This is a genomic window from Limnobaculum eriocheiris (assembly GCF_021010575.1).
Classification (GTDB): Bacteria; Pseudomonadota; Gammaproteobacteria; order Enterobacterales; family Enterobacteriaceae; genus Limnobaculum; species Limnobaculum eriocheiris.
On record NZ_JAJNAG010000006.1, the window covers coordinates 96,917 to 116,293 of the forward strand.

A 19,377-nucleotide genomic window follows, 5' to 3' on the forward strand; every position below is an offset into this window, starting at 1 on the left:
TCATGAAAACCTTAATTCTTTCAGATAATTCATTGGGTCAGGCCGTCAGCCATCTGGCTAAATTTGCTCTGACTGCCAGTATGGAAAAGGCCGGATTAACTCAGGCAGAAGCGCTGGATCAAGCCGAACTGGTGATTGTTGTTGGCGATTCCATTCCTGAGCCCTGTTCGCTGGAAAATAAAAAAGTCTGGCAGGGAAACGCTCAGGCCGCTATCAGTCATCCTGAGGAGTTTCTTTATCAGGCAATAGCCAACGCGGATTTCTATCATAGTAGCCAAACAAACAATAACATCTCAAGCCAGGCTAAACGAATAGTGGCAGTCACCGCCTGCCCTACCGGCGTTGCCCATACGTTTATGGCCGCTGAGGCCATTGAAACCGAAGCTAAAAAACGCGGCTGGGAAGTAAAAGTCGAAACTCGCGGTTCCGTAGGTGCCGGTAATGCCATTACTCCGGAAGAGGTGGCGCAGGCCGATCTGGTCATCGTTGCGGCTGATATTGAAGTGGACTTAAGTAAGTTTGCCGGTAAACCCATGTATCGCACATCAACCGGATTAGCCCTCAAGAAAACCGCGCAGGAGCTGGATAAAGCGGTTCAACAGGCGCAAATATTCACGCCACAACAGCAAAGTAATAATATAACCGGTAATAAAAAAGAGTCCACCGGTCCCTATCGCCACCTGCTGACGGGCGTTTCCTATATGCTGCCAATGGTAGTAGCCGGGGGGTTGTGTATTGCTCTCTCGTTCGTTTTTGGCATCACTGCCTTTGAACAACAAGGTACGCTGGCTGCGGCGCTGATGGATATCGGTGGTAAATCGGCTTTTGCCCTGATGGTCCCGATATTAGCCGGTTACATCGCCTTCTCTATTGCCGATCGCCCCGGGCTAACGCCGGGTTTGATTGGGGGGATGTTAGCCGTCAGTACTGGCGCAGGTTTTCTTGGTGGCATTATCGCTGGCTTTCTGGCTGGCTATGTCGCGCTATTTATCAGCAATAAGCTATATCTACCCAAGAGCCTGTCAGCGCTGAAACCGATTCTGATTATTCCACTGGTCGCCAGTCTGGTGACGGGTCTGGTCATGATTTATGTGGTTGGTACGCCGGTAGCAAAAGTTCTGGCGGCCCTAACACAATGGTTGAAAGATTTAGGAACCGCTGATGCGGTTATGCTGGGCGCTATTCTGGGGGCCATGATGTGTACCGACATGGGCGGTCCAATCAATAAAGCCTCTTATGCTTTTGGTGTTACTTTATTAAGCACCAAAATTTATGCACCTATGGCGGCGATTATGGCTGCCGGTATGGTGCCACCACTCGCTATGGGGTTAGCAACCCTATTGGCAGCCCGCAAATTTACTAAAAACGAGCAGGATGGTGGTAAAGCCGCTCTGGTACTGGGATTAAGCTTTATTACTGAAGGGGCAATTCCTTTTGCAGCCAAAGACCCCATGCGGGTAATTCCTTGCTGTATGGCAGGAGGAGCCCTGACCGGCGCATTATCGATGATGTTTGGAGCAGAGCTAACTGCACCACATGGTGGTCTGTTTGTACTGTTGATTCCCGGAGCGGTTGAGCCCGTAATAGGTTATCTGATAGCAATTATCGCCGGGGCGGTGGTAACAGGAGTCACTTATGCGGTGATCAAAAGACCGGAGATCGTGGTGTCGGAAGGGGTGATGCAGGCGGCGTAGAGGATTTAGTTTTGAGCTGGCCTGGTGTTGGATCAGGGGCATTGCCCCTGAAACCCCAATAGATGTTTTTAGTACAGCGTACATTTCGCCGCCTCAGGTTCTGAACCTGACTCAGCTCCGCTGCACGCGTCGAGTCAGGGGTGTTGAGGAGCGAACACCCCTGACAACCCCCGCCCTTTTTAATCGCCGCTGCATTCGCAGACTGGTTCTGTGTCTGTACATTAGTCACTGCTTATATGGGCCTCGGTGATTCGAGGTTGCGACTTGTGCTTTGGTTTGTTTTTCTGAGAAGCATTGAGTAAGACCTTTGTCTTTTGTCTTTTGTCTTTTGTCTTTTGTCTTTTGTCTTTTGTCTTTTGTCTTTTGTCTTTTGTCTTTTAAGTTAAAGCATCCGAATGTTGCCGAAGGAAGCAAAAAAATAGCACGACCCGCAAGGATGCGGGTCGAGGCGCAGCGACGTCGGGAGCGGCGCTGCGCCGGTGCGTCATTTTTTTGCTGACTGAGGTTGCCGCCGCAACGCGGCGGTCAACAGTCGGCTGCGCAGGCGCGGGGTGTGCAGAGGGGCGTTCGCCCCAACGCCCCTCTGCTCGACGCAAACTCCACTGCCGAAATAAACACAACACTTAAGGCGGCGAAACTGTCACAAAACACAAAAAACCAAAAAGGGCCCGGGGTTTCCCCTGAGCCCTTCTCAACTAAAAACACAAACTACTACTGCTTCAGTCCAACCGACGGCGACTTCATATACCGGAAGAACTCGCTATCCGGACGAAGTACCATCACATCACTTCCGCTATTAAAGCTGGTTTCATACGCACGTAAACTACGAATGAAAGCATAGAAGTCAGGATTTTGACTAAAGGCATCAGCAAACAGTTTTGCCGCGGTGGCATCACCAGAACCACGAGTCATACGCGCTTCACGTTCTGCTTCCGCAATAGTCTTGGTTACACGATAGTCAGCCAGAGCGCGAATTTTTTCGGCTTCTTCCTGACCTTGTGAACGGTGACGACGGGCAACCGCTTCACGCTCTGCACGCATACGCTGATAAATCGCATCCGATACTTCCGTTGGCAGGTTGATTTGTTTAATCCGCACGTCGATAACCTGAATACCCAGTTCAGCCATACTGTTAGCGTTAACTAAAGGCAGCTTATTATCTACTGGCAGCGTATCTGCCGGAGCAGCAGTGCTATCTACAACAGTTGGTGCCTCAGTTGACTTATCTTCATAGCCATTGTTCAATGCATTACGAACGTCCTGCATTAATTGACCACGGGAGTCAGTTACCAGATCTTTAATATCACGTTGACCAATCTCAGAACGTAAGCGGTCACTTAGTTTACTGTTCAGAATACGCTCTGCGTTGGCGCGGTTACCATCACCAGTTGCCAGATAGTAGCGGCTGAAATCAATAATTTTCCACTTAACATAAGAGTCAACAATCAGGTCTTTAGTCTCTTTAGTTACAAAGCGGTCTGCCTGATTGTTCATGGTTTGAATACGCGCATCCAGCAGTTTTACCGAATCAATCAAAGGCATTTTAAAATGCAGCCCCGGCTGGTAAACCTTTGGATTATCCTGAGAATCACGTAACACTTTACCGAAACGCAGAACGATACCACGGCTTCCTTCTTCCACCACAAACAGAGAAGTAAAGATACCGACCACAACAATAACGATAATAGGAATAAGTAATTTACGCATCGGTGATTATCCTCTTCCTAAGCCAAATGAATTAAGACGCTCGTTGTAAGCATCGTTACGCTCTTGCGTAACTTTATTGGTGCTCTGTGATGCCGTTGAACGCTTAGTCGTTTCTGGCTTACTGCTGGTCACCGTGGCAGCCTGAGGTGCTTCAGTTGGCGTTTCAGTACTTGCCTGTGGAGCTACAGGCTGAGTGACTGCGCCGCCGCCTTTACCACGCATCAACTGGTCCAGTGGCAGAACCATCAGGTTATTACTCTTATCATCCACCAATACTTTGTTGGTTTTACCCAACACTTTTTCCATGGTTTCAATATACAGACGCTCGCGGGTGATATCCGGCGCGGCCTTATATTCAGGTAGTAACTTGGCAAAACGAGAAACTTCACCTTCTGCTTCCAGAACGGTACGAGCCTCATAAGCTTTTGCATCTTCAATCAGACGTTGAGCTTTACCATTAGCGATTGGCTGTGCGGCGTTAGCATAGGCCTCCGCTTCACGGATATAACGCTGTTCATCTTCACGCGCGTTAATCACATCATCGAACGCTGCTTTTACTTCTTCCGGCGGACGAGCTGCCTGAAAGTTGACGTCTAATACCTTCAGACCCATATCATAAATCTGAATGGTTTTTTCCAGCTCTTGTTTGGTGTCATCACGAACAATGGTACGACCCTGAGTCAGGATACGATCCATGGTGTACTTACCAATAACAGAGCGTAATGCACTGTCGGTCGCCTGACTCAAACTGTCATCAGCATTGGTCACGCGGTACAGATATTTAATAGGATCGGAAACCTGATACTGTACGTTCATTTCTGCACGTACCACGTTTTCATCAGAAGTCAGCATAATGCCTGATGCTGCTAACCCACGAACCGCTTTAGTATTGACAGGTTTTACTGAGTCGATAAACGTTGGTTTCCAGTTCAGACCCGGCCCAACCATAGCGGGTTGTACCTGACCAAAACGGGTGATTACACCCAGTTCACCTTCTTTAATGGTATAGAAACCACTGGCGGCCCAGATAACAACCACAACCACAGCAAGAATGCTTAACAGGCGGCCACCCAAAACCGGTGCGCCAGAATTGCCGCTGTTACCACCACCGCTACCGGACTTACCCAGCAACCCACCTAACTTACTAAAAATATTGTCCAGATTCAGCGACTGCTGGCCACGACCTTTATTCGGTCCACCACTGTTGTTCCCCCCGGGGTTGTTATTGTTACCACTTCCCCACGGATCGCGGTCCTGGCCATTATTACCGGGCTGATTCCACGCCATGTTTTTGCTCCACTCATTTACGATCGTTTTATCGGGCACAATCTAACAGGTCTCATTCAACAATAAAGTTTTCCAGAGCCTGCTCTTGTTTACAAAGGCGACGCCAGTCAACGATTGGCATCCTAATAACCAAACCGATGCTTCCATCCTCTTCAATCCACTCTTTAATAATGGCCTGAAGTTGATAAAAACGACTGCGTAACCGACCCTGTTCTACAGGCAATTTCAGTTCGTATTGCGCAATCTCACCGGAAAGACGTTCCGTCAATGCACGGAACAATAATTCAATACCATCACCAGACTCGGCTGAAAGCCAGACTCTGACGGGTAAATTGCTTTCATCTCTATCAATACGCGGGGCGAAATCCTCCAGCATATCAATCTTATTCATTACCAGCAGAACCGGTATTTCATGGGCTTCAATTTCAGTTAAAACTTCATTGACCGCTTCAATATTCTCATCGACCCGACTATCTGCTGCATCAATCACATGCAACAATAAAGAAGCCTGACGTGTTTCCTGCAAAGTCGCTTTAAACGCTGCCACCAGATCGTGGGGCAAATGGCGAATAAAACCAACGGTATCCGCTAAGACAGTTGCACCCACATCCTCCACCTCAATACGGCGTAAGGTTGGATCCAGTGTCGCAAATAGCTGATCGGCTGCATAAACACCGGCAGTCGTAATACGATTAAAAAGGGTAGATTTCCCTGCGTTGGTATAGCCCACCAGCGATACGGTTGGAATATCGGCTCGCATACGAGCTCGTCTTCCTTGCTCACGCTGCTTTTCAACTTTTTCAAGTCGGGCAAGGATCTGGCGTATACGATCCCGAAGCAAACGACGGTCAGTTTCTAACTGCGTTTCCCCCGGGCCGCGTAAACCTATCCCACCTTTTTGACGTTCAAGGTGAGTCCAGCCACGAACTAAGCGGGTTGCCAAATGGCGTAACTGAGCCAGCTCAACCTGCAATTTACCTTCGTGAGTTCTTGCCCGCTGGGCAAAAATATCAAGAATCAACCCGGTTCGGTCAATTACCCGACACTCACAAAGCCGCTCAAGGTTACGTTCCTGAGCGGGTGAGAGGGAGTGGTTAAACAGCACTACCGAAGCCCCTGTGGCTTGTACAGCATCAGCAATTTCCTGAGCTTTACCTTCACCAACAAAGTATTTGGCATACGGGGCTTTACGGCTGCCGGTAACTACCTGCAACGCCTCCACTCCCGCGGAAGAAACCAGAGATTCAAATTCGCTGAGATCTTCCGTATCTTTTTCTTGGGAGAAATAAACATGCACCAGTACCGCCTGCTCTCCAGCATCATATCGGTCAAACAAGTGCATAACTCCTCAAAGAGAAATAACTGAGTAACTTATTCAGATACATCATCTTCCTGTTGTGACTGCATACCACCCTGGTAGTTACCCACACTTCCAGTTGGCGCATTGCTATGATGCGAAACAGGACGGGAGGGCACTACTGTAGAGATAGCGTGCTTATAAACCATTTGACTAACAGTATTTTTCAACAGGATAACGAATTGATCGAAAGATTCGATTTGGCCTTGTAACTTAATACCGTTTACCAGATAAATAGAAACTGGAACACGTTCACGCCGCAGTGCGTTTAAAAACGGGTCTTGTAAAGATTGCCCCTTAGCCATTTTTCTTTTCCTTATCTCTTTGTATATATTTGTTGTTTGTTACCAAGAGCCAGAGGCCCTAAAATAAACTGCGTAAAAATGATACATTTCGTACAAAACAAAGCCATTGAGTACATTAAAGTATATAACCTATTAATTGTACACAATCATAAGCCTATACACTAATAGCACGTGTAACTCTTTCCATGGCATTCTGCAATTGCTCACTATCTAACCAATCAACACCTTCCCAACCTCGCAACCATGTCATTTGCCGTTTAGAAAGCTGCCGAGTCGCACAAATTCCCCGATAAACCATCTCTTCGTGGTCAATCTCTCCGTTCAGGTACATCCACATCTGCCGGTAGCCCACGCAACGCATGGAGGGAAGGTCAGTGTGTAAGTCACCGCGAGCCATCAATTTCCGAACTTCATCCTCAAAACCCATCGCAATCATCTGATGAAAACGTGCTTCAATTCTCTGATGCAATAACTCACGGGAAGATGGCGCTATAGCAAATTGGTGTACACGATATGGTAACGTTTCACCAGCAATTTGAGTTAACTCTGTTAAAGTTTTACCTGAAATGTAAAAAACTTCCAGTGCTCTGCTTAATCGTTGTGGATCATTTTGATGAATTCTGGCTGCCGCTATTGGGTCAATCTGTTGCAAACGTTGATGCAAAGCCGCCCACCCCAACTGCGCTGCCTCATTTTCTATTTGTTCCCGCACTTTAGAATCGGCAGAAGGCAAAGGTGATAAACCCTCCAGCAGTGCCCTAAAGTACAGCATGGTTCCCCCTACCAACAGGGGAATATGCCCTCGGCTCACGATATCGGTCATCTCGTTTAACGCATCTGCACGAAAATCTGCCGCAGAATACGCCTCCGACGGGTCACGAATATCAATCAGCCGGTGTGGCGTCTCATCCAGCTCTTGTCGGGTTGGTTTGGCAGTACCAATATCCATACCACGATATATCAAAGCGGAGTCAACACTCACTACTTCAACAGGTAAATGTTTGTAAAGCTCTGCCGCTAAAGCCGTTTTTCCAGAGGCTGTTGGCCCCATAAGAAAGATAGCAGCAGGTAATGTATTCATATTGCTACTCACCCTGTAAGGCCTCCAGGGCTGGTTGCAGGTTAATCGGCTGCAACATATTGGCCGGTGGGTTAGCAATCAGCTCAGGGCATAATCGCTCCAAATCTGCCAATAGTTGTATTGCATGGGCCTGAGTCCATTGGGTATTTTCACTGGTCAATTTGTCCGCCAGCCAGTGTGTTAACATTTGCTTATCTACCGTTTCGTTATCGCCCAGATAACACAGCATTGCCGGCAACAACTGCTGTAAATTCTGTTGGCGCAACGGTAAAGGTACCCCCTGAACCTGAAGGCGATTACGCTCCAGGGAAAGGTCAATACCAAAGTGGATCAGTAGCGCTTTGTGATTGGTAACTCCCTGCTTCTCTTTATCACCCAAGGTTAACGCCAGTGGAATCAACAGAGGTTGTGGCTTAAGCGGCTCAGACGACGGTAACAGCTGAGTCTGTCGTAAATAGTGTTCCGCCACCGGCAGTGATAATAAAGCCAGTACCGTTCCTCGCTCTACAATGGCATGGCAAGGTTGCCATACTGATAGTACTCGCCCAAAGCTATGAGCCGCTCCTTTATCCAGCATAGAGGCCGGAATTGGCGACGTTGATTGGGTACGTGAGGAAAACTGTGGTGTTTTCAGCGTGGTTGCCACATCCGGCAATGGCGCACTTTTTTCAGGGAACAACGCCGGCTTAGTCGAACCAGAAACTGAATCCGACGTGTTATTATCTGCGGTAACATCCGTTTGCAGCAGGCGACGATAAAGATCATTTTCACGCGCCACCAACGTAGGCGAACGCGTCGCTCCCGGCGTATAAGAGGCCGCACTACTGCCACCACCATGAGAACCAGAAGGTTTATTTACCGATGGTTGTTTAGATTCATTCGATGCCGTACTGGCGCCTGCCGGACGATTAAAACGATTCTCTCCGGCAGAAGAACGGTTTTCTGGTTGCCAGCTGTTTTCACTGCCGCCTTCGGCTGAATTATCACCAAGTGGTAATACCGGAGCACCAGATTGTTGTAAAACCGTGACTACCGCCTGATAGATAAAATCATGCACCAGACGGGATTGATGGAACCTGACCTCATGTTTAGCCGGATGCACATTAACATCCACCTGATGCGGGTCAACTTCCAGATATAAGACGTAGGCCGGAGCCTGATCTTCTGCCAGTTGAGTCTGATATGCCTGACGTATCGCATGATTTAATAAACGATCGCGCATCATACGGCCATTAACATAACAATACTGCATATCGGTCAGGGTTCGAGCGCCAACCGGGTCAACAACCCAGCCGTCAATTTTCAGATCGCCATGCTGCCATGAGATGGCCAGTGCATGTTGCAAAAACTGAGTGCCACAGATACTGCCTAAACGGCGTTCACGAGGTTCGTTCTCTTTTATTGCCCGATACTGACGGACCATTTTGCCATTATGTTGCAGGTTAATACTGACATCAAAACGCGCCAGTGCAATACGACGGATCACCTCGTCAATATGGCCAAATTCTGTTTTTTCAGTACGTAAAAATTTACGGCGTGCGGGCGTATTATAAAACAGATCGAGGACCTCCAGCGTGGTCCCTACGGGATGGGCTGCGGGCTTAAGCGTCACTTCCATATCCCGACCTTCCGCATAGGCTTGCCAGGCTTCATTTTGCTCTGCGGTGCGGGAAGTCAGGGTTAAACGGGAAACCGAACTAATACTGGCCAGCGCTTCGCCACGAAATCCAAGGCTGATAATCGCTTCCAGATCGTCAAGAGTGGCAATTTTGCTGGTTGCATGGCGAGCCAGCGCTAAACCCAGCTCGTCTTTCTTGATTCCACAACCGTTATCACGGATGCGAATGAGTTTAGCGCCACCTTTCTCAATATCAATATCAATACGAGTTGCCCCGGCATCCAGGCTGTTTTCCACCAGCTCCTTCACCACGGATGCCGGCCGCTCAACAACTTCACCTGCGGCAATTTGGTTTGCTAACTGTGGTGGCAAAACCTGAATCGGCATGACAACTCCTGATAATAAACCCGATATTTATGAACTTGATATAGTCAGAACCTGCCCTAAGCGAACCTCATCTGACGTCATTCTATTATTCTGCTTCAATTCTGCGATGCTAACACCGTACCGACTACTGATCCCTGACAGAGTATCACCCTGAACCACCTTATGCTTGCGGCTATCGGCTATCGGCTATCTTTTTAACCAATTTGGTCTCTTTTTTACCTGTCGAAGCGGTTACCTGATTAGTTATGGGGGTCGTTGCTGGTACTTTCAAGCGCTGACCAACCAAAACATGCTCTTTTTTCAATGCATTTAGCGCTGTCAGCGTTTTCATGCTTGAACCGTAGCTTACCGCTATTTGTGATAAGGTTTCACCGCGTTTCACCACATGAACGGATGTTTTATTCCTATTTCCACTGCTTGTCAGCACTTTCTGGCGCTTTGCCGGTTTGAACCGCACTGGCCTTTTTCGATGGCGTGGCCGAATCTAACGGATGGGCCTGAAAATAGCTGCGAATACCTTTATAGATAGCCTGCGCCAGCTTATTCTGGAAATCAGCACTACCTAACAGACTCTCTTCACCGGTATTTGAGATAAACCCCGTTTCTACCAGCAGAGAAGGAATGTCCGGCGAACGTAGCACCCCTAAGCTGGCGTGTTCAGGGCTGCGCTTATGCAACGACCCAATACGCCGCATTTCAGACAGTACTTTTACCGCCACGTCATAGCCCACGCGCTGTGAATGACCAAATTGCAAATCCAACACCGCCTGGCTTAAATAAGGGTTATCTTCGCTGTTTGCTAACACATCCCCTGCGCCACCCAGTAATTCGGACTGCTTCTCATGTTGTTCCAGCCAGCGCCCAAGCTCCGTATTGGCCCGGCGGTTAGACAGCACCCAAACGGAGGCGCCCGTCGCATTACGGTTGGGTGCGGCATCCGCATGAATGGAAACCAGCAAATGGGCATTTTTATTACGGGCAACGTCTGAACGCCCCATAACAGAAATAAAATAGTCACCATCACGGGTTAATACCGCTTTATAGTCAGGATCGTTATCCAACAGCGCCTTTAGTTTACGGGCAACGGAAAGGGTAACGGTTTTTTCCTGCAATCCATTCAAACCAACCGCTCCGGAATCTTTTCCACCGTGGCCGGCATCAATAGCAATCACAATCTTTTCACTGCTACTATTTCTAACTCGCGCCGGGCGGCTCTCGGTTTTAACAATAACATCGTCTTGCGGTGCGGTTGTATCACCAGAGAAAGGGTTACGCTCTGTGGTACTACCCGAAGTTTGAGACTGGCTGGCTTTAGTAGCAGGTGCTTTGGCTGTAGCCTTATTGGTCGCCGCTGTTTTCGGTACAGCCTGTTTTTCGGACTGAATCGTAAATACCACCCAATATTGCGCGCCCTGCTTACTGGAGCTGGCTTTTACCGTGGCATTTTGTTTTAACTCAAAGACCAGTTGAATACTGTTGTTATCTTTTGGAGTACCGGAGCTAATACGATTGACAATATTTTGACCGCTAAACTTCAGCGGCAACCCCTGAACGGCACGCCCACTTTGGCGAAAATCAATCAGAACCCGGGCCGGATTCTTTTCGCTGGAATAGGCATAGATAGGCTGACTGTCAAACGCCAGCGTTACTTTAGCCTGTGAAGCACTGTTATTAACCTGTACATCAATCAAAGATGCCGCTCCGGCAGGCCCGGCAAATGCTAACCACACCAGAGAGAGTAACCCAATCCAGATTTTCTTCATCGTTTTACTTTTCCTGTAGCCCGGACGGGGAAATATCATTAAGACGTGCCAACATCAGCTCACCCTGTGCGGTTCCCGCTGACAGCACAACCTGCCGCCCCTCATCATGATAGCTAAAATGTAACTCCAGATCGGGCTGAGGAAACATACCACTCCCACGCTGTGGCCACTCAACCAGACACAGGCTGTCTGATTGAAAATAGTCACGAATCCCCATAAATTCGAGCTCTTCCGGATCGGCCAGGCGATATAAATCAAAGTGATAAACGTTGAAATGGCCCAGATTATAAGGTTCTACCAACGTATAAGTGGGGCTTTTGACGTTCCCCTGATGACCTAAAGCCTGTAGGAAACCTCGGCTAAAGGTGGTTTTTCCCGCACCAAGGTCGCCCTGCAAAAAAATCACACCTGATTTATCACAAGTACCCGCCAGTGCGGCACCTAAAGCAACCGTAGCAGCTTCGTCGGCTAATGTTAAAACCAATTCTTTCATGTATTCCTGAATATCATTCAATTAATCAAGGGTTCACCAGCTTTGGTATTTCCCGCAGTAAATCCGTGGCTATCATACCTCTTTCCCCCTGTCGCCATGCGACAATATCTGCTGCACCACCGTGAATAACACAGCCAGCACAAGCAGCATCAAACGGCGAAAGGCCTTGTCCGGACAGGCTGGCAATAATACCAGACAACAGATCGCCCATGCCGCCGGATGCCATCCCTGCATTGCCTACATCAGCAATTGCCAAATGAAGATGCTCATCAGCAATAACCGTTCCTGCGCCTTTCAGTACCACCACGCCACCATAACGTTCAGCCAGTTTCTGTGCTGAAAGTAAGCGGTCGCTTTCAATTTGTTGAATATCGCACTGCAACAGTCGGGCGGCCTCCCCGGGATGGGGCGTAATGATGCGATTTTGCCGTTTATCGGAGCTGATTGCCAGCAAGTTCAACGCATCTGCATCCCACAACATGATCTTTTCACTGGCACTGACCTGTTTTATGGCCGCTTTAGCCCATTCCGAAGTACCCAATCCCGGCCCGATAGCAATCACATCTGCCCAGGCGATACCGGCATCCAGACTCTCTTCCGTCAGTTCCTGAACCATCAGCTCAGGACGGGCGGCTAAAACAGGGGCAATATGCTCCGCCCGGGTTAACACCCGTACTAATCCTGAACCGGTACGTAATCCCGCTTCTGCCGCCATTCGAATAGCGCCACCGGTTCCAACCTCGCCACCAATCACCAGCAATTTGCCATGATCGCCTTTATGACAACAGGGGCGACGAGGTTTAATCCACCGCTGAAGATCGGTAACGGTAAGACGTTGAATCGGGGCATTTTGTTCCCTGACCCAGTCAGATAATCCTAAAGCATCATAATACAGTGTGCCGGTTACATTTCTGGCTTGTCCGGTCAACAGCCCTGATTTTAACGCCACAAAGGTTACTGTTTGACTGGCCTGAATAACCGCCCCACTTGCCACTCCGGTGTTAGCATTCAGACCAGAAGGAACATCCAGTGCCATAATAGGGGCGGGATATTGATTGGCCCGATGAATCAACGTGGAGTAAGGCTCCCGAGGTTCAGACTGAATTCCGGTTCCTAACAAACCATCAATAATTAAATCGTAATTCTCTGGCCATGCGGCATTCTCCGGCAATACAGAACCATAGTTATTGCTCCAGTTATCCCGCGCCTGACGAGCTTCCGGCGGCAGTGTATGTACATCGCCACAGCCAACTAAAGCCACCTCAATACCATATTGTCTGGCATAGCGACCAATAACATACCCATCGCCACCGTTATTACCGTGCCCACATAAAATCAGCCAGCGTCGGGCATCCGGATAGAGTTTACGACATAAAAGAAACGCCGCTTCACCCGCTCGCTCCATAAGCTTATAGAGTGAAACACCGATGTGTCGGGCTGCCAGTTTTTCATTTTCACGTACCCAGTCGGCGCTGAAGACAGAATGTGGTAAACTTAGGGTGTTCCGTTTTTGCTGATGGTCTGCCATGTCACATCCTCTCGATCTCAATCTATTAGCCCAACATATCAAGCAATGGGGGCAAGCACTAGGTTTTCAGCAGGTGGGTATATGCGACACCAACCTGACGCTGGAAGAACCCCGATTGCAAGCGTGGCTTGATAAGCAATACCATGGTGATATGGCATGGATGGCTCGCTATGGCATGATGCGAGCCAGACCTCATGAACTGGAACCGGGAACATTACGTGTTATCAGCGTACGCATGAACTACCTTCCCCCTCATGCTTCATTCGCCAGGTCCCTTGCCGATCCCAATATTGGCTATATCAGCCGCTACGCGTTAGGCCGTGATTATCATAAAGTATTACGCCAACGATTAAAAAAGTTAGGAGAGAAAATTCAGCAACATTGCGAAAATTTACATTTCCGCCCCTTTGTGGATTCTGCCCCAATTATGGAGCGGCCATTGGCAGCCAAAGCAGGCATTGGCTGGACAGGTAAGTACTCACTAATTATTAATCGTGAAGCGGGTTCCTGGTTTTTTCTTGGGGAATTACTGGTAGATATTCCTTTGCCTGTTGACCAGCCGGTAAAAGAAGAATGCGGGCGTTGTATCGCCTGTATGACCTTATGCCCAACGGGTGCCATTGTTGAACCCTATGTTGTTGATGCCCGGCGCTGTATCTCTTATCTGACTATAGAACTGGAAGGCGCAATTCCCGAAGAGTTACGTCCACTGATGGGTAATCGAATATATGGCTGTGATGATTGCCAGATGGGATGTCCATGGAATCGGGTGGCACCAATCACCGAAGAGTACGATTTTCTTCCAAGATCCACGTTACATCACTCATCTCTTTTAGAACTATATGCCTGGAATGAGGCCACATTTCTATCTAAAACTGAGGGTTCTCCTGTACGCAGAATTGGTCACTTCCGTTGGCTAAGAAATATCAGCGTGGCGCTGGGAAACGCACCTTATCAGGCTGAAATTATTGAAGCTTTAAAACAAAGAAAAGGCCTCTACCCCATCGTTGACGAACACATAGAGTGGGCTCTTGCTCGCCAGTGGGAAAAGCGTGAACAGCAGGGTACAGAGGTGCTGGCACCTAAACAGCTCAGGCTTATTCGTTCCATAGAAAAAGGATTACCCAGGGATGCATAATCTATCTCATAAGAGGAAGAAAATAGCATAATATAAATTCGCGGTAGTTTGTGCATAAAAAAATAAAAGGCTTTATCTATCAATTGCCCAAAAAACGTCAAGCGATCAAAATAACAAATTTAAAATTAAAAATCCTTTTAATTTCAAGTCATAAAGTTTACAGCGTTTTTAGATTATTAAATAATAATCTTATCCCCTGAAAGAATAAATCTGTGGATAACTCTGTTGACAATAATTGAAGGGTATATAAATAAAGACTCACAGAGCAATTTCAAATACAGCTAATAATTCGCAGAAAATGCTGATAATAATTTAATGCCGAAAGATAACATGATTCTCTTTCAGCATTAATTTAAAAACTATCGGTGGTAGTGAATTTACCACCACCGGATGAAGAAGAAGTACTAAAACTTCCGCCACCTGATGAAGATGAGGAACTATATCCTCCACTGCCAGAAGATGAACGGCTGGAACTTTCTCGTGACGAAGATGAACTGCTGGAGCTGGATGTAGACCAAAAGCCACCCGAAGAGCTTGAACTGGAGCTGGAACTATTATTGTTGGGTACATATTTGACGCTTTTTAATATTTCCAGCAGATGGCGGGAACCAAAATCACCGCTAAAAATTGAAACTAAAATGGTTTCTATTTGATTCATACCAATATCATATTGGTATTTACTACGATTCAGATCGCTATTAATAAAACTCTGTGCCATAGCATGAATACGATCGTATTCCGTACCTGTTCTTACCCATTCCGGGTAGAGCGTAGCAATAATATTTTCAAACGAAGCAATACTATTTTTCGTTGCCAGCACTCTTTTCAATAATTCATCATCTAAAGAAGATTCTGTTTTTAAGGTCAATGCATTTAATCTATCAAGCGGCAGTGTTTGCATAACCTCGGCAATCTTAGCAGTGACCGATTCAAATAATACCCCGTCGCCAGTGATATTTTTGCGCAACTCGTCATGCAGCTTTTTAATATTAACGAGGCCTTCATCAAGCACTTGCTCTAATCGGGCCAACTGCTGACTAACCTCGGACAAACCTACATTTTGTGCAGCACCGGCAATCATCGTATCGCGTTCTGCAGATAGCGCTTCAAGTCGCTGATTCATCGTCAGTTGACGTTTAGCGATTTCCTGTTTCATCGCATGTAGCATATTGTAATTACGGAAATTACGAGGGAAATCAACCTGGCGAGCCAGCCAGTTATCAAGATTACGGAAAATCCATTTTCCCCGATAATCAGGCTGGCTAAACTTACGCTGGATTAAATAATGAAACGAAGGGTTTGAATCATATTCAGCTAACTTGTTACTGGCTTCTTCCTGAACCTGAGAGCTCTGCTCATCAATCGATAAGGCATCATTATCAGCCTGGATATATTTATTATTCAGGGAGACAAAGGCAGGATCTTGCGACAGCAGGTCGTCACGACGTTTTTCTAACTCTCCGGCTTCGGCTGTTAGCTCTTTATACTTCTGCCGATCTTTTTCCGCTTTCTGCTTTAACGCGCTCAGTCGATTATTTAAATCTGCTATCTGGCTCTTCAGTTGATCGATCAATTGATTGATCTGACTAAGATCCTGAACGTCAGGACTCTCCAGCAACAGCACTTTAGCCATCTGCTGGTAGATACTCATTAGTTCTCTTTTCAGTTCCACAATCTTTTCGCGGCTGAGCATAATATTGGTATTCAGCTCACGAGCTCGTCTTTCCAGCTTAATTTCATGGTCATATATAAGAGCGGATACTTCAGAAGCTTTCATAACTTACCACTCCATAATGATTTTGCCGTTACTGGAACGAGCATAGTTGAAATCCAGAGAGCCTACCGGTTTTTTACCCGCCAGATTATTTTGAATATGACCGTCATCCATCTTATCGTTTCTGACTTTCAAATATTCACTTTGCGGTACCTGCAATCCAAAGGTAGTCACCTGCCGGAGTTTGCCGGTTTCAGAGTCTGTCAGCCACAGCGGGAAGACTCTCCCTTGCGGAGTCAAGGCTTCAACCACCACATACCAGGTTTTACCACCGCTGTCGTCATAGGTTCTTTCCACGCCAGACTTTTCACCAACGCGATCAACAATAGTTAAAGTCAGGCTGGTCTGGGCTAACTGCTTCAAATACTCTAACTGTTGCAGCGTCTCTTTAGCTTGCGTAACCTGAAACAGACTCAGATCGTTCTGAATTGCATCCGCATAGCCTTTAACCGTAGCTTTATCCTGCGGCAACTTAACCAGACTGTTTAATGAGCTAACCAGATTATCGGCCTGCAACGCGAGTTTATGAATATCGAGCGCATCCCTGTAGCTGGTTTCCAGTGAAGTGATATCAGCACTGAGCGTTGGCGAGTTATTGGTGACGGCATAGGTTGCGGTATCAAAAGCTTTGCGAACCGGCTGATATTTTTGATACAGCAGTTCGAAGCTCCTGGCATCGGCAACCTGCTGAATACGTTTGTCATTATTCACCACTGATTGATAGCGAGTCAGTATATCGCCAAGCGAGCGATCGTCTTTTTCCATCATCTGGTAAATAGCAACCAGATAATCTTTCTGGTCCAACAGAGCAGGACGAGAAGATTTGCTCAGGTTTAACGTGCGATCAAAAGCAAGCTGCTTCTCACGCAGTTGGACGAAGAGTTTTGCGCCTTCATCTTTCAAAGATTGCCCTTGCGATGTGGCATAGCGCAAGGGCTTCTGACTCAACGCATCGAATTCACGCTGATAACCGGCGATCTTCTTAACAAGCTGAACTTCAATTTCTTGCTGTTTAACTATCGAATCTTTTACTGCTCGGGTCATCATATAGCCGGCGCTGAAATAGACGCCCAGCGCAATTAGTGCCGCAATAAACAGGTAGATAAAAATTCGACGCTTAAGGTAAAGCTTAGCCAGCAGGCGCTGATGCCATGCAGGCTTAATCATCTGAAAACGCAGTCGATCGGAGAACCATTCATTCACGCCCTGATCTATCAGTTCGTCCTGAATGTTCATGCCTCTCGACTGGTAATACTCTTTGATTTTTTCGGCGATTTTACGGCGTAATCCAACCGGATTAAGCTGTTCTTCTAACGCGATCTGCTGCTGATAGAGGTCATCAATAATCGCCATTGCACCTAACTGATCGCTAAGCTTTACTTCACTCATTCAACGGCAGCCTTCAACACAATTTCAGAGAAGCGACGTTTTCCGTCTTCTACGATATTTTCCAGCTCTTTCGCATTGTTGGTTGACTCTACCCGCAGCTCTTCAATCAGCTTATGGCTGGACTCCTGATAACTGGTGATAGCATTAACCAGTGAGCGAATAGATTCTGCTTTAATGGTCGAACCATAGCCTGCACGCAAACCCGCTTCCAGATGTTTATTACCCGCTTCAGCAATAGTTTCCAGACCTTTATTGATGCCTTCCTTCATTGCTTCCAGCGTTTTGGTACTTTCAGACAGGCCACTTAATGATGTCATTGAGGCTGACAGCGCCGTAAATACGATCTCATTAGTGGAGAAAAACACCACACTCTGGCGATAAACACGCTCTTTTACCGATGAGGTTTGCTGTAAACGAGCAAATACTGCTTCCGCCGAGTTATAAGCCACCAACAGGTTTTCAGTAAGATCTTTCACGATCTGATAGCGCTCATCTTCTTTTTGCATCACACGTAGCGCTTCATCACGGCTCAGTTCTAAACGCGCCAGTTCAGCCGCATCTGTGGTAGTGGCTTTCTCTCTGGCATCGTGAGCAGCCTGAAGCTGGGTTTTACACTGGTCCAGATTCTTTTCCGCTAATGTCAGTAGTTCCTGAGCATCAATTTGCGCCTGTTTCAGGCCAAAACGGAAATCCTGATAGGCATCTAAAATAGTACGTTCACGGCTGATTTGTTCAGATGAGGCTTTTGCAACCTCCATATAGGTTTCTTTGATCTTGTTGAAGCGATCCGGAATTGAGCCTCTGACCAAAACCATCCAGCCATTCTTAACCCTTTCAGCCAAATCTAATTTACCGTCGTCCAGCCAGGTCACCATATTTTGTGCATCATTACGAATAGAATCGAATGCCGCCACAATAGTGCCCTGACGGTTAGCAATGTCCATACCCATAATGTTGTCACGCACAATGGCGTTAAAGCTGCTTTGCTGTTGCAGCGTGCGGGCAATGACCACTACGCGATTATTATCAAGGTTGGAAATGGCATCCAGCAGCGTCATGACCGGTGCTTCTGGCTCTCCGGCAACAATAATGCCTAATTGTTTAAGTTTTTGAACCGCGCGGTCAGTATATGAAACAATAGAATTCATCAGGTTATCCTTGCTTTAGTGCGATATAAGTACGCTAACAGAGTGTGTTTTTATGACTGTTCCCCGAAGTATCCCTTTCAGTACATTGTCGGAGCTGGTTCTCCAGCACAGTGTCAGCAATCTGATCTGCCGGATGTTATACCATTCCTTAACTGCTATGCCAATAAAAGAGTAAACACCAAAAATAACAAATTATTTATTAATCATGATGTTATAAATAATTAACTGTAATACCTGTCAAAACACTTTCTGTGGAAAAGCCTCTCTTTCGATCAATCGATTCACCTCGCATTTTTATACCAGGCTTAATCGCCGGGGGAAGAAAATCGTTCAATTTTTCTCCTTCAGAAAAACCGTTCAATATGAAAATCCAACACCCGTCATATATCTAATCTTATGATTTAAAAATTAATTTTTAGCAAGAACGTATAAGGAACGGAAAGATGCCAACAACAAATACGATTAAGCTCAAAGATGAAACGACGCTGTATTATAAGGATTGGGGGTTATGGTCAACCGATAGTATTTAACCACGGCTGGCCATTCTCTACTGACGCCTTTGAAGATCAAATGTTGTTTCTCGCCTTCCATGACTACCCTGTGATAGCTTCTGGTTGCAGGACATGCCCGGCGCATCAATGGTTACGGGAATATATTGCAAATTCGGTATGACAAAACATCACAAAGCATTGTTGTATGAGCAATAAA

At 47.0% G+C, this 19,377-nt stretch carries 13 protein-coding genes and 2 pseudogenes; 3 read left to right on the plus strand and 12 right to left on the minus strand.

What is annotated here, in order from left to right:
- Nucleotides 1–2: 2 nt before the first annotated feature.
- Entirely contained in the window at nt 3–1,694 is a 1,692-nt protein-coding gene (gene fruA / locus LPW36_RS05120) for a PTS fructose transporter subunit IIBC (protein ID WP_230608354.1), read from the plus strand.
- Between the two features lie 711 nt (nt 1,695–2,405).
- On the opposite strand, the gene hflC is transcribed toward fruA, so the two are convergent.
- The 9 genes and pseudogenes from hflC to nnr all read right to left on the minus strand — a co-directional run bounded on the left by hflC (nt 2,406) and on the right by nnr (nt 13,220).
- Nucleotides 2,406–3,401: a protease modulator HflC gene (hflC, locus tag LPW36_RS05125; RefSeq protein ID WP_230608355.1), complete on the minus strand. Its 996-nt coding sequence runs from the start codon at nt 3,399–3,401 to the stop codon at nt 2,406–2,408.
- Nucleotides 3,402–3,407: 6 nt separating this feature from the next.
- Nucleotides 3,408–4,688, minus strand: coding sequence for an FtsH protease activity modulator HflK (hflK, locus tag LPW36_RS05130; RefSeq protein ID WP_230608356.1), 1,281 nt, complete (start codon nt 4,686–4,688; stop codon nt 3,408–3,410).
- Nucleotides 4,689–4,740: 52 nt separating this feature from the next.
- Complete coding sequence (hflX, locus tag LPW36_RS05135) at nt 4,741–6,024, minus strand: ribosome rescue GTPase HflX (RefSeq protein WP_230608373.1); 1,284 nt, start codon at nt 6,022–6,024, stop codon at nt 4,741–4,743.
- Nucleotides 6,025–6,059: 35 nt separating this feature from the next.
- The gene (gene hfq / locus LPW36_RS05140; protein ID WP_130590214.1) at nt 6,060–6,350 is read right to left on the minus strand and encodes an RNA chaperone Hfq; all 291 of its coding nucleotides are present in this window, start codon (nt 6,348–6,350) and stop codon (nt 6,060–6,062) included.
- 154 nt (nt 6,351–6,504) lie between these two features.
- A complete protein-coding gene (miaA, locus tag LPW36_RS05145; RefSeq protein ID WP_230608357.1) occupies nt 6,505–7,431 on the minus strand; it encodes a tRNA (adenosine(37)-N6)-dimethylallyltransferase MiaA in 927 nt (308 codons plus the stop codon).
- A gap of 4 nt (nt 7,432–7,435) precedes the next feature.
- Entirely contained in the window at nt 7,436–9,436 is a 2,001-nt protein-coding gene (mutL, locus tag LPW36_RS05150) for a DNA mismatch repair endonuclease MutL (RefSeq protein ID WP_230608358.1), read from the minus strand.
- 27 nt (nt 9,437–9,463) lie between these two features.
- A pseudogene (amiB, locus tag LPW36_RS05155) lies at nt 9,464–11,199 on the minus strand (N-acetylmuramoyl-L-alanine amidase AmiB).
- A gap of 4 nt (nt 11,200–11,203) precedes the next feature.
- A complete protein-coding gene (gene tsaE, locus LPW36_RS05160) occupies nt 11,204–11,692 on the minus strand; it encodes a tRNA (adenosine(37)-N6)-threonylcarbamoyltransferase complex ATPase subunit type 1 TsaE (protein WP_230608359.1) in 489 nt (162 codons plus the stop codon).
- 25 nt (nt 11,693–11,717) lie between these two features.
- Entirely contained in the window at nt 11,718–13,220 is a 1,503-nt protein-coding gene (nnr, locus tag LPW36_RS05165) for a bifunctional ADP-dependent NAD(P)H-hydrate dehydratase/NAD(P)H-hydrate epimerase (protein ID WP_230608360.1), read from the minus strand.
- Between nnr and queG the strand changes: the two genes are divergently transcribed.
- A complete protein-coding gene (gene queG / locus LPW36_RS05170) occupies nt 13,219–14,358 on the plus strand; it encodes a tRNA epoxyqueuosine(34) reductase QueG (protein WP_230608361.1) in 1,140 nt (379 codons plus the stop codon). The genes nnr and queG overlap by 2 nt on opposite strands.
- 352 nt (nt 14,359–14,710) lie before the next feature.
- On the opposite strand, the gene LPW36_RS05175 is transcribed toward queG, so the two are convergent.
- From LPW36_RS05175 to LPW36_RS05185, 3 genes are read right to left on the minus strand one after another with little or no spacing between them, the layout of a single operon-like run.
- Nucleotides 14,711–16,135, minus strand: coding sequence for a hypothetical protein (locus LPW36_RS05175; RefSeq protein ID WP_230608362.1), 1,425 nt, complete (start codon nt 16,133–16,135; stop codon nt 14,711–14,713).
- Between the two features lie 3 nt (nt 16,136–16,138).
- On the minus strand, nt 16,139–17,521 hold the full coding sequence (locus LPW36_RS05180) for a DUF6384 family protein (RefSeq protein WP_230608363.1): 1,383 nt from the start codon (nt 17,519–17,521) through the stop codon (nt 16,139–16,141).
- Complete coding sequence (locus LPW36_RS05185; protein ID WP_230608364.1) at nt 17,518–18,669, minus strand: merozoite surface protein 3b; 1,152 nt, start codon at nt 18,667–18,669, stop codon at nt 17,518–17,520. The genes LPW36_RS05180 and LPW36_RS05185 overlap by 4 nt, the downstream gene beginning before the upstream one ends.
- Before the next feature lie 443 nt (nt 18,670–19,112).
- Between LPW36_RS05185 and LPW36_RS05190 the strand changes: the two are divergent.
- Nucleotides 19,113–19,278, plus strand: a pseudogene (locus LPW36_RS05190) (alpha/beta fold hydrolase); the annotation flags it as partial.
- Between the last annotated feature and the right edge of the window lie 99 nt (nt 19,279–19,377).

Excerpts from the sequence above, each read along its gene's own strand:
- mutL (WP_230608358.1), bottom strand. The coding sequence starts at position 9,436 with ATGCCGATTCAGGTTTTGCCACCACAGTTAGCAAACCAAATTGCCGCA.
- hflC (WP_230608355.1), bottom strand. The coding sequence starts at position 3,401 with ATGCGTAAATTACTTATTCCTATTATCGTTATTGTTGTGGTCGGTATC.
- nnr (WP_230608360.1), bottom strand. The coding sequence starts at position 13,220 with ATGGCAGACCATCAGCAAAAACGGAACACCCTAAGTTTACCACATTCT.
- hflK (WP_230608356.1), bottom strand. The coding sequence starts at position 4,688 with ATGGCGTGGAATCAGCCCGGTAATAATGGCCAGGACCGCGATCCGTGG.
- miaA (WP_230608357.1), bottom strand. The coding sequence starts at position 7,431 with ATGAATACATTACCTGCTGCTATCTTTCTTATGGGGCCAACAGCCTCT.
- LPW36_RS05175 (WP_230608362.1), bottom strand. The coding sequence starts at position 16,135 with ATGAAAGCTTCTGAAGTATCCGCTCTTATATATGACCATGAAATTAAG.
- LPW36_RS05180 (WP_230608363.1), bottom strand. The coding sequence starts at position 17,521 with ATGAGTGAAGTAAAGCTTAGCGATCAGTTAGGTGCAATGGCGATTATT.
- fruA (WP_230608354.1), top strand. The coding sequence starts at position 3 with ATGAAAACCTTAATTCTTTCAGATAATTCATTGGGTCAGGCCGTCAGC.
- tsaE (WP_230608359.1), bottom strand. The coding sequence starts at position 11,692 with ATGAAAGAATTGGTTTTAACATTAGCCGACGAAGCTGCTACGGTTGCT.
- hfq (WP_130590214.1), bottom strand. The coding sequence starts at position 6,350 with ATGGCTAAGGGGCAATCTTTACAAGACCCGTTTTTAAACGCACTGCGG.
- LPW36_RS05185 (WP_230608364.1), bottom strand. The coding sequence starts at position 18,669 with ATGAATTCTATTGTTTCATATACTGACCGCGCGGTTCAAAAACTTAAA.
- queG (WP_230608361.1), top strand. The coding sequence starts at position 13,219 with ATGTCACATCCTCTCGATCTCAATCTATTAGCCCAACATATCAAGCAA.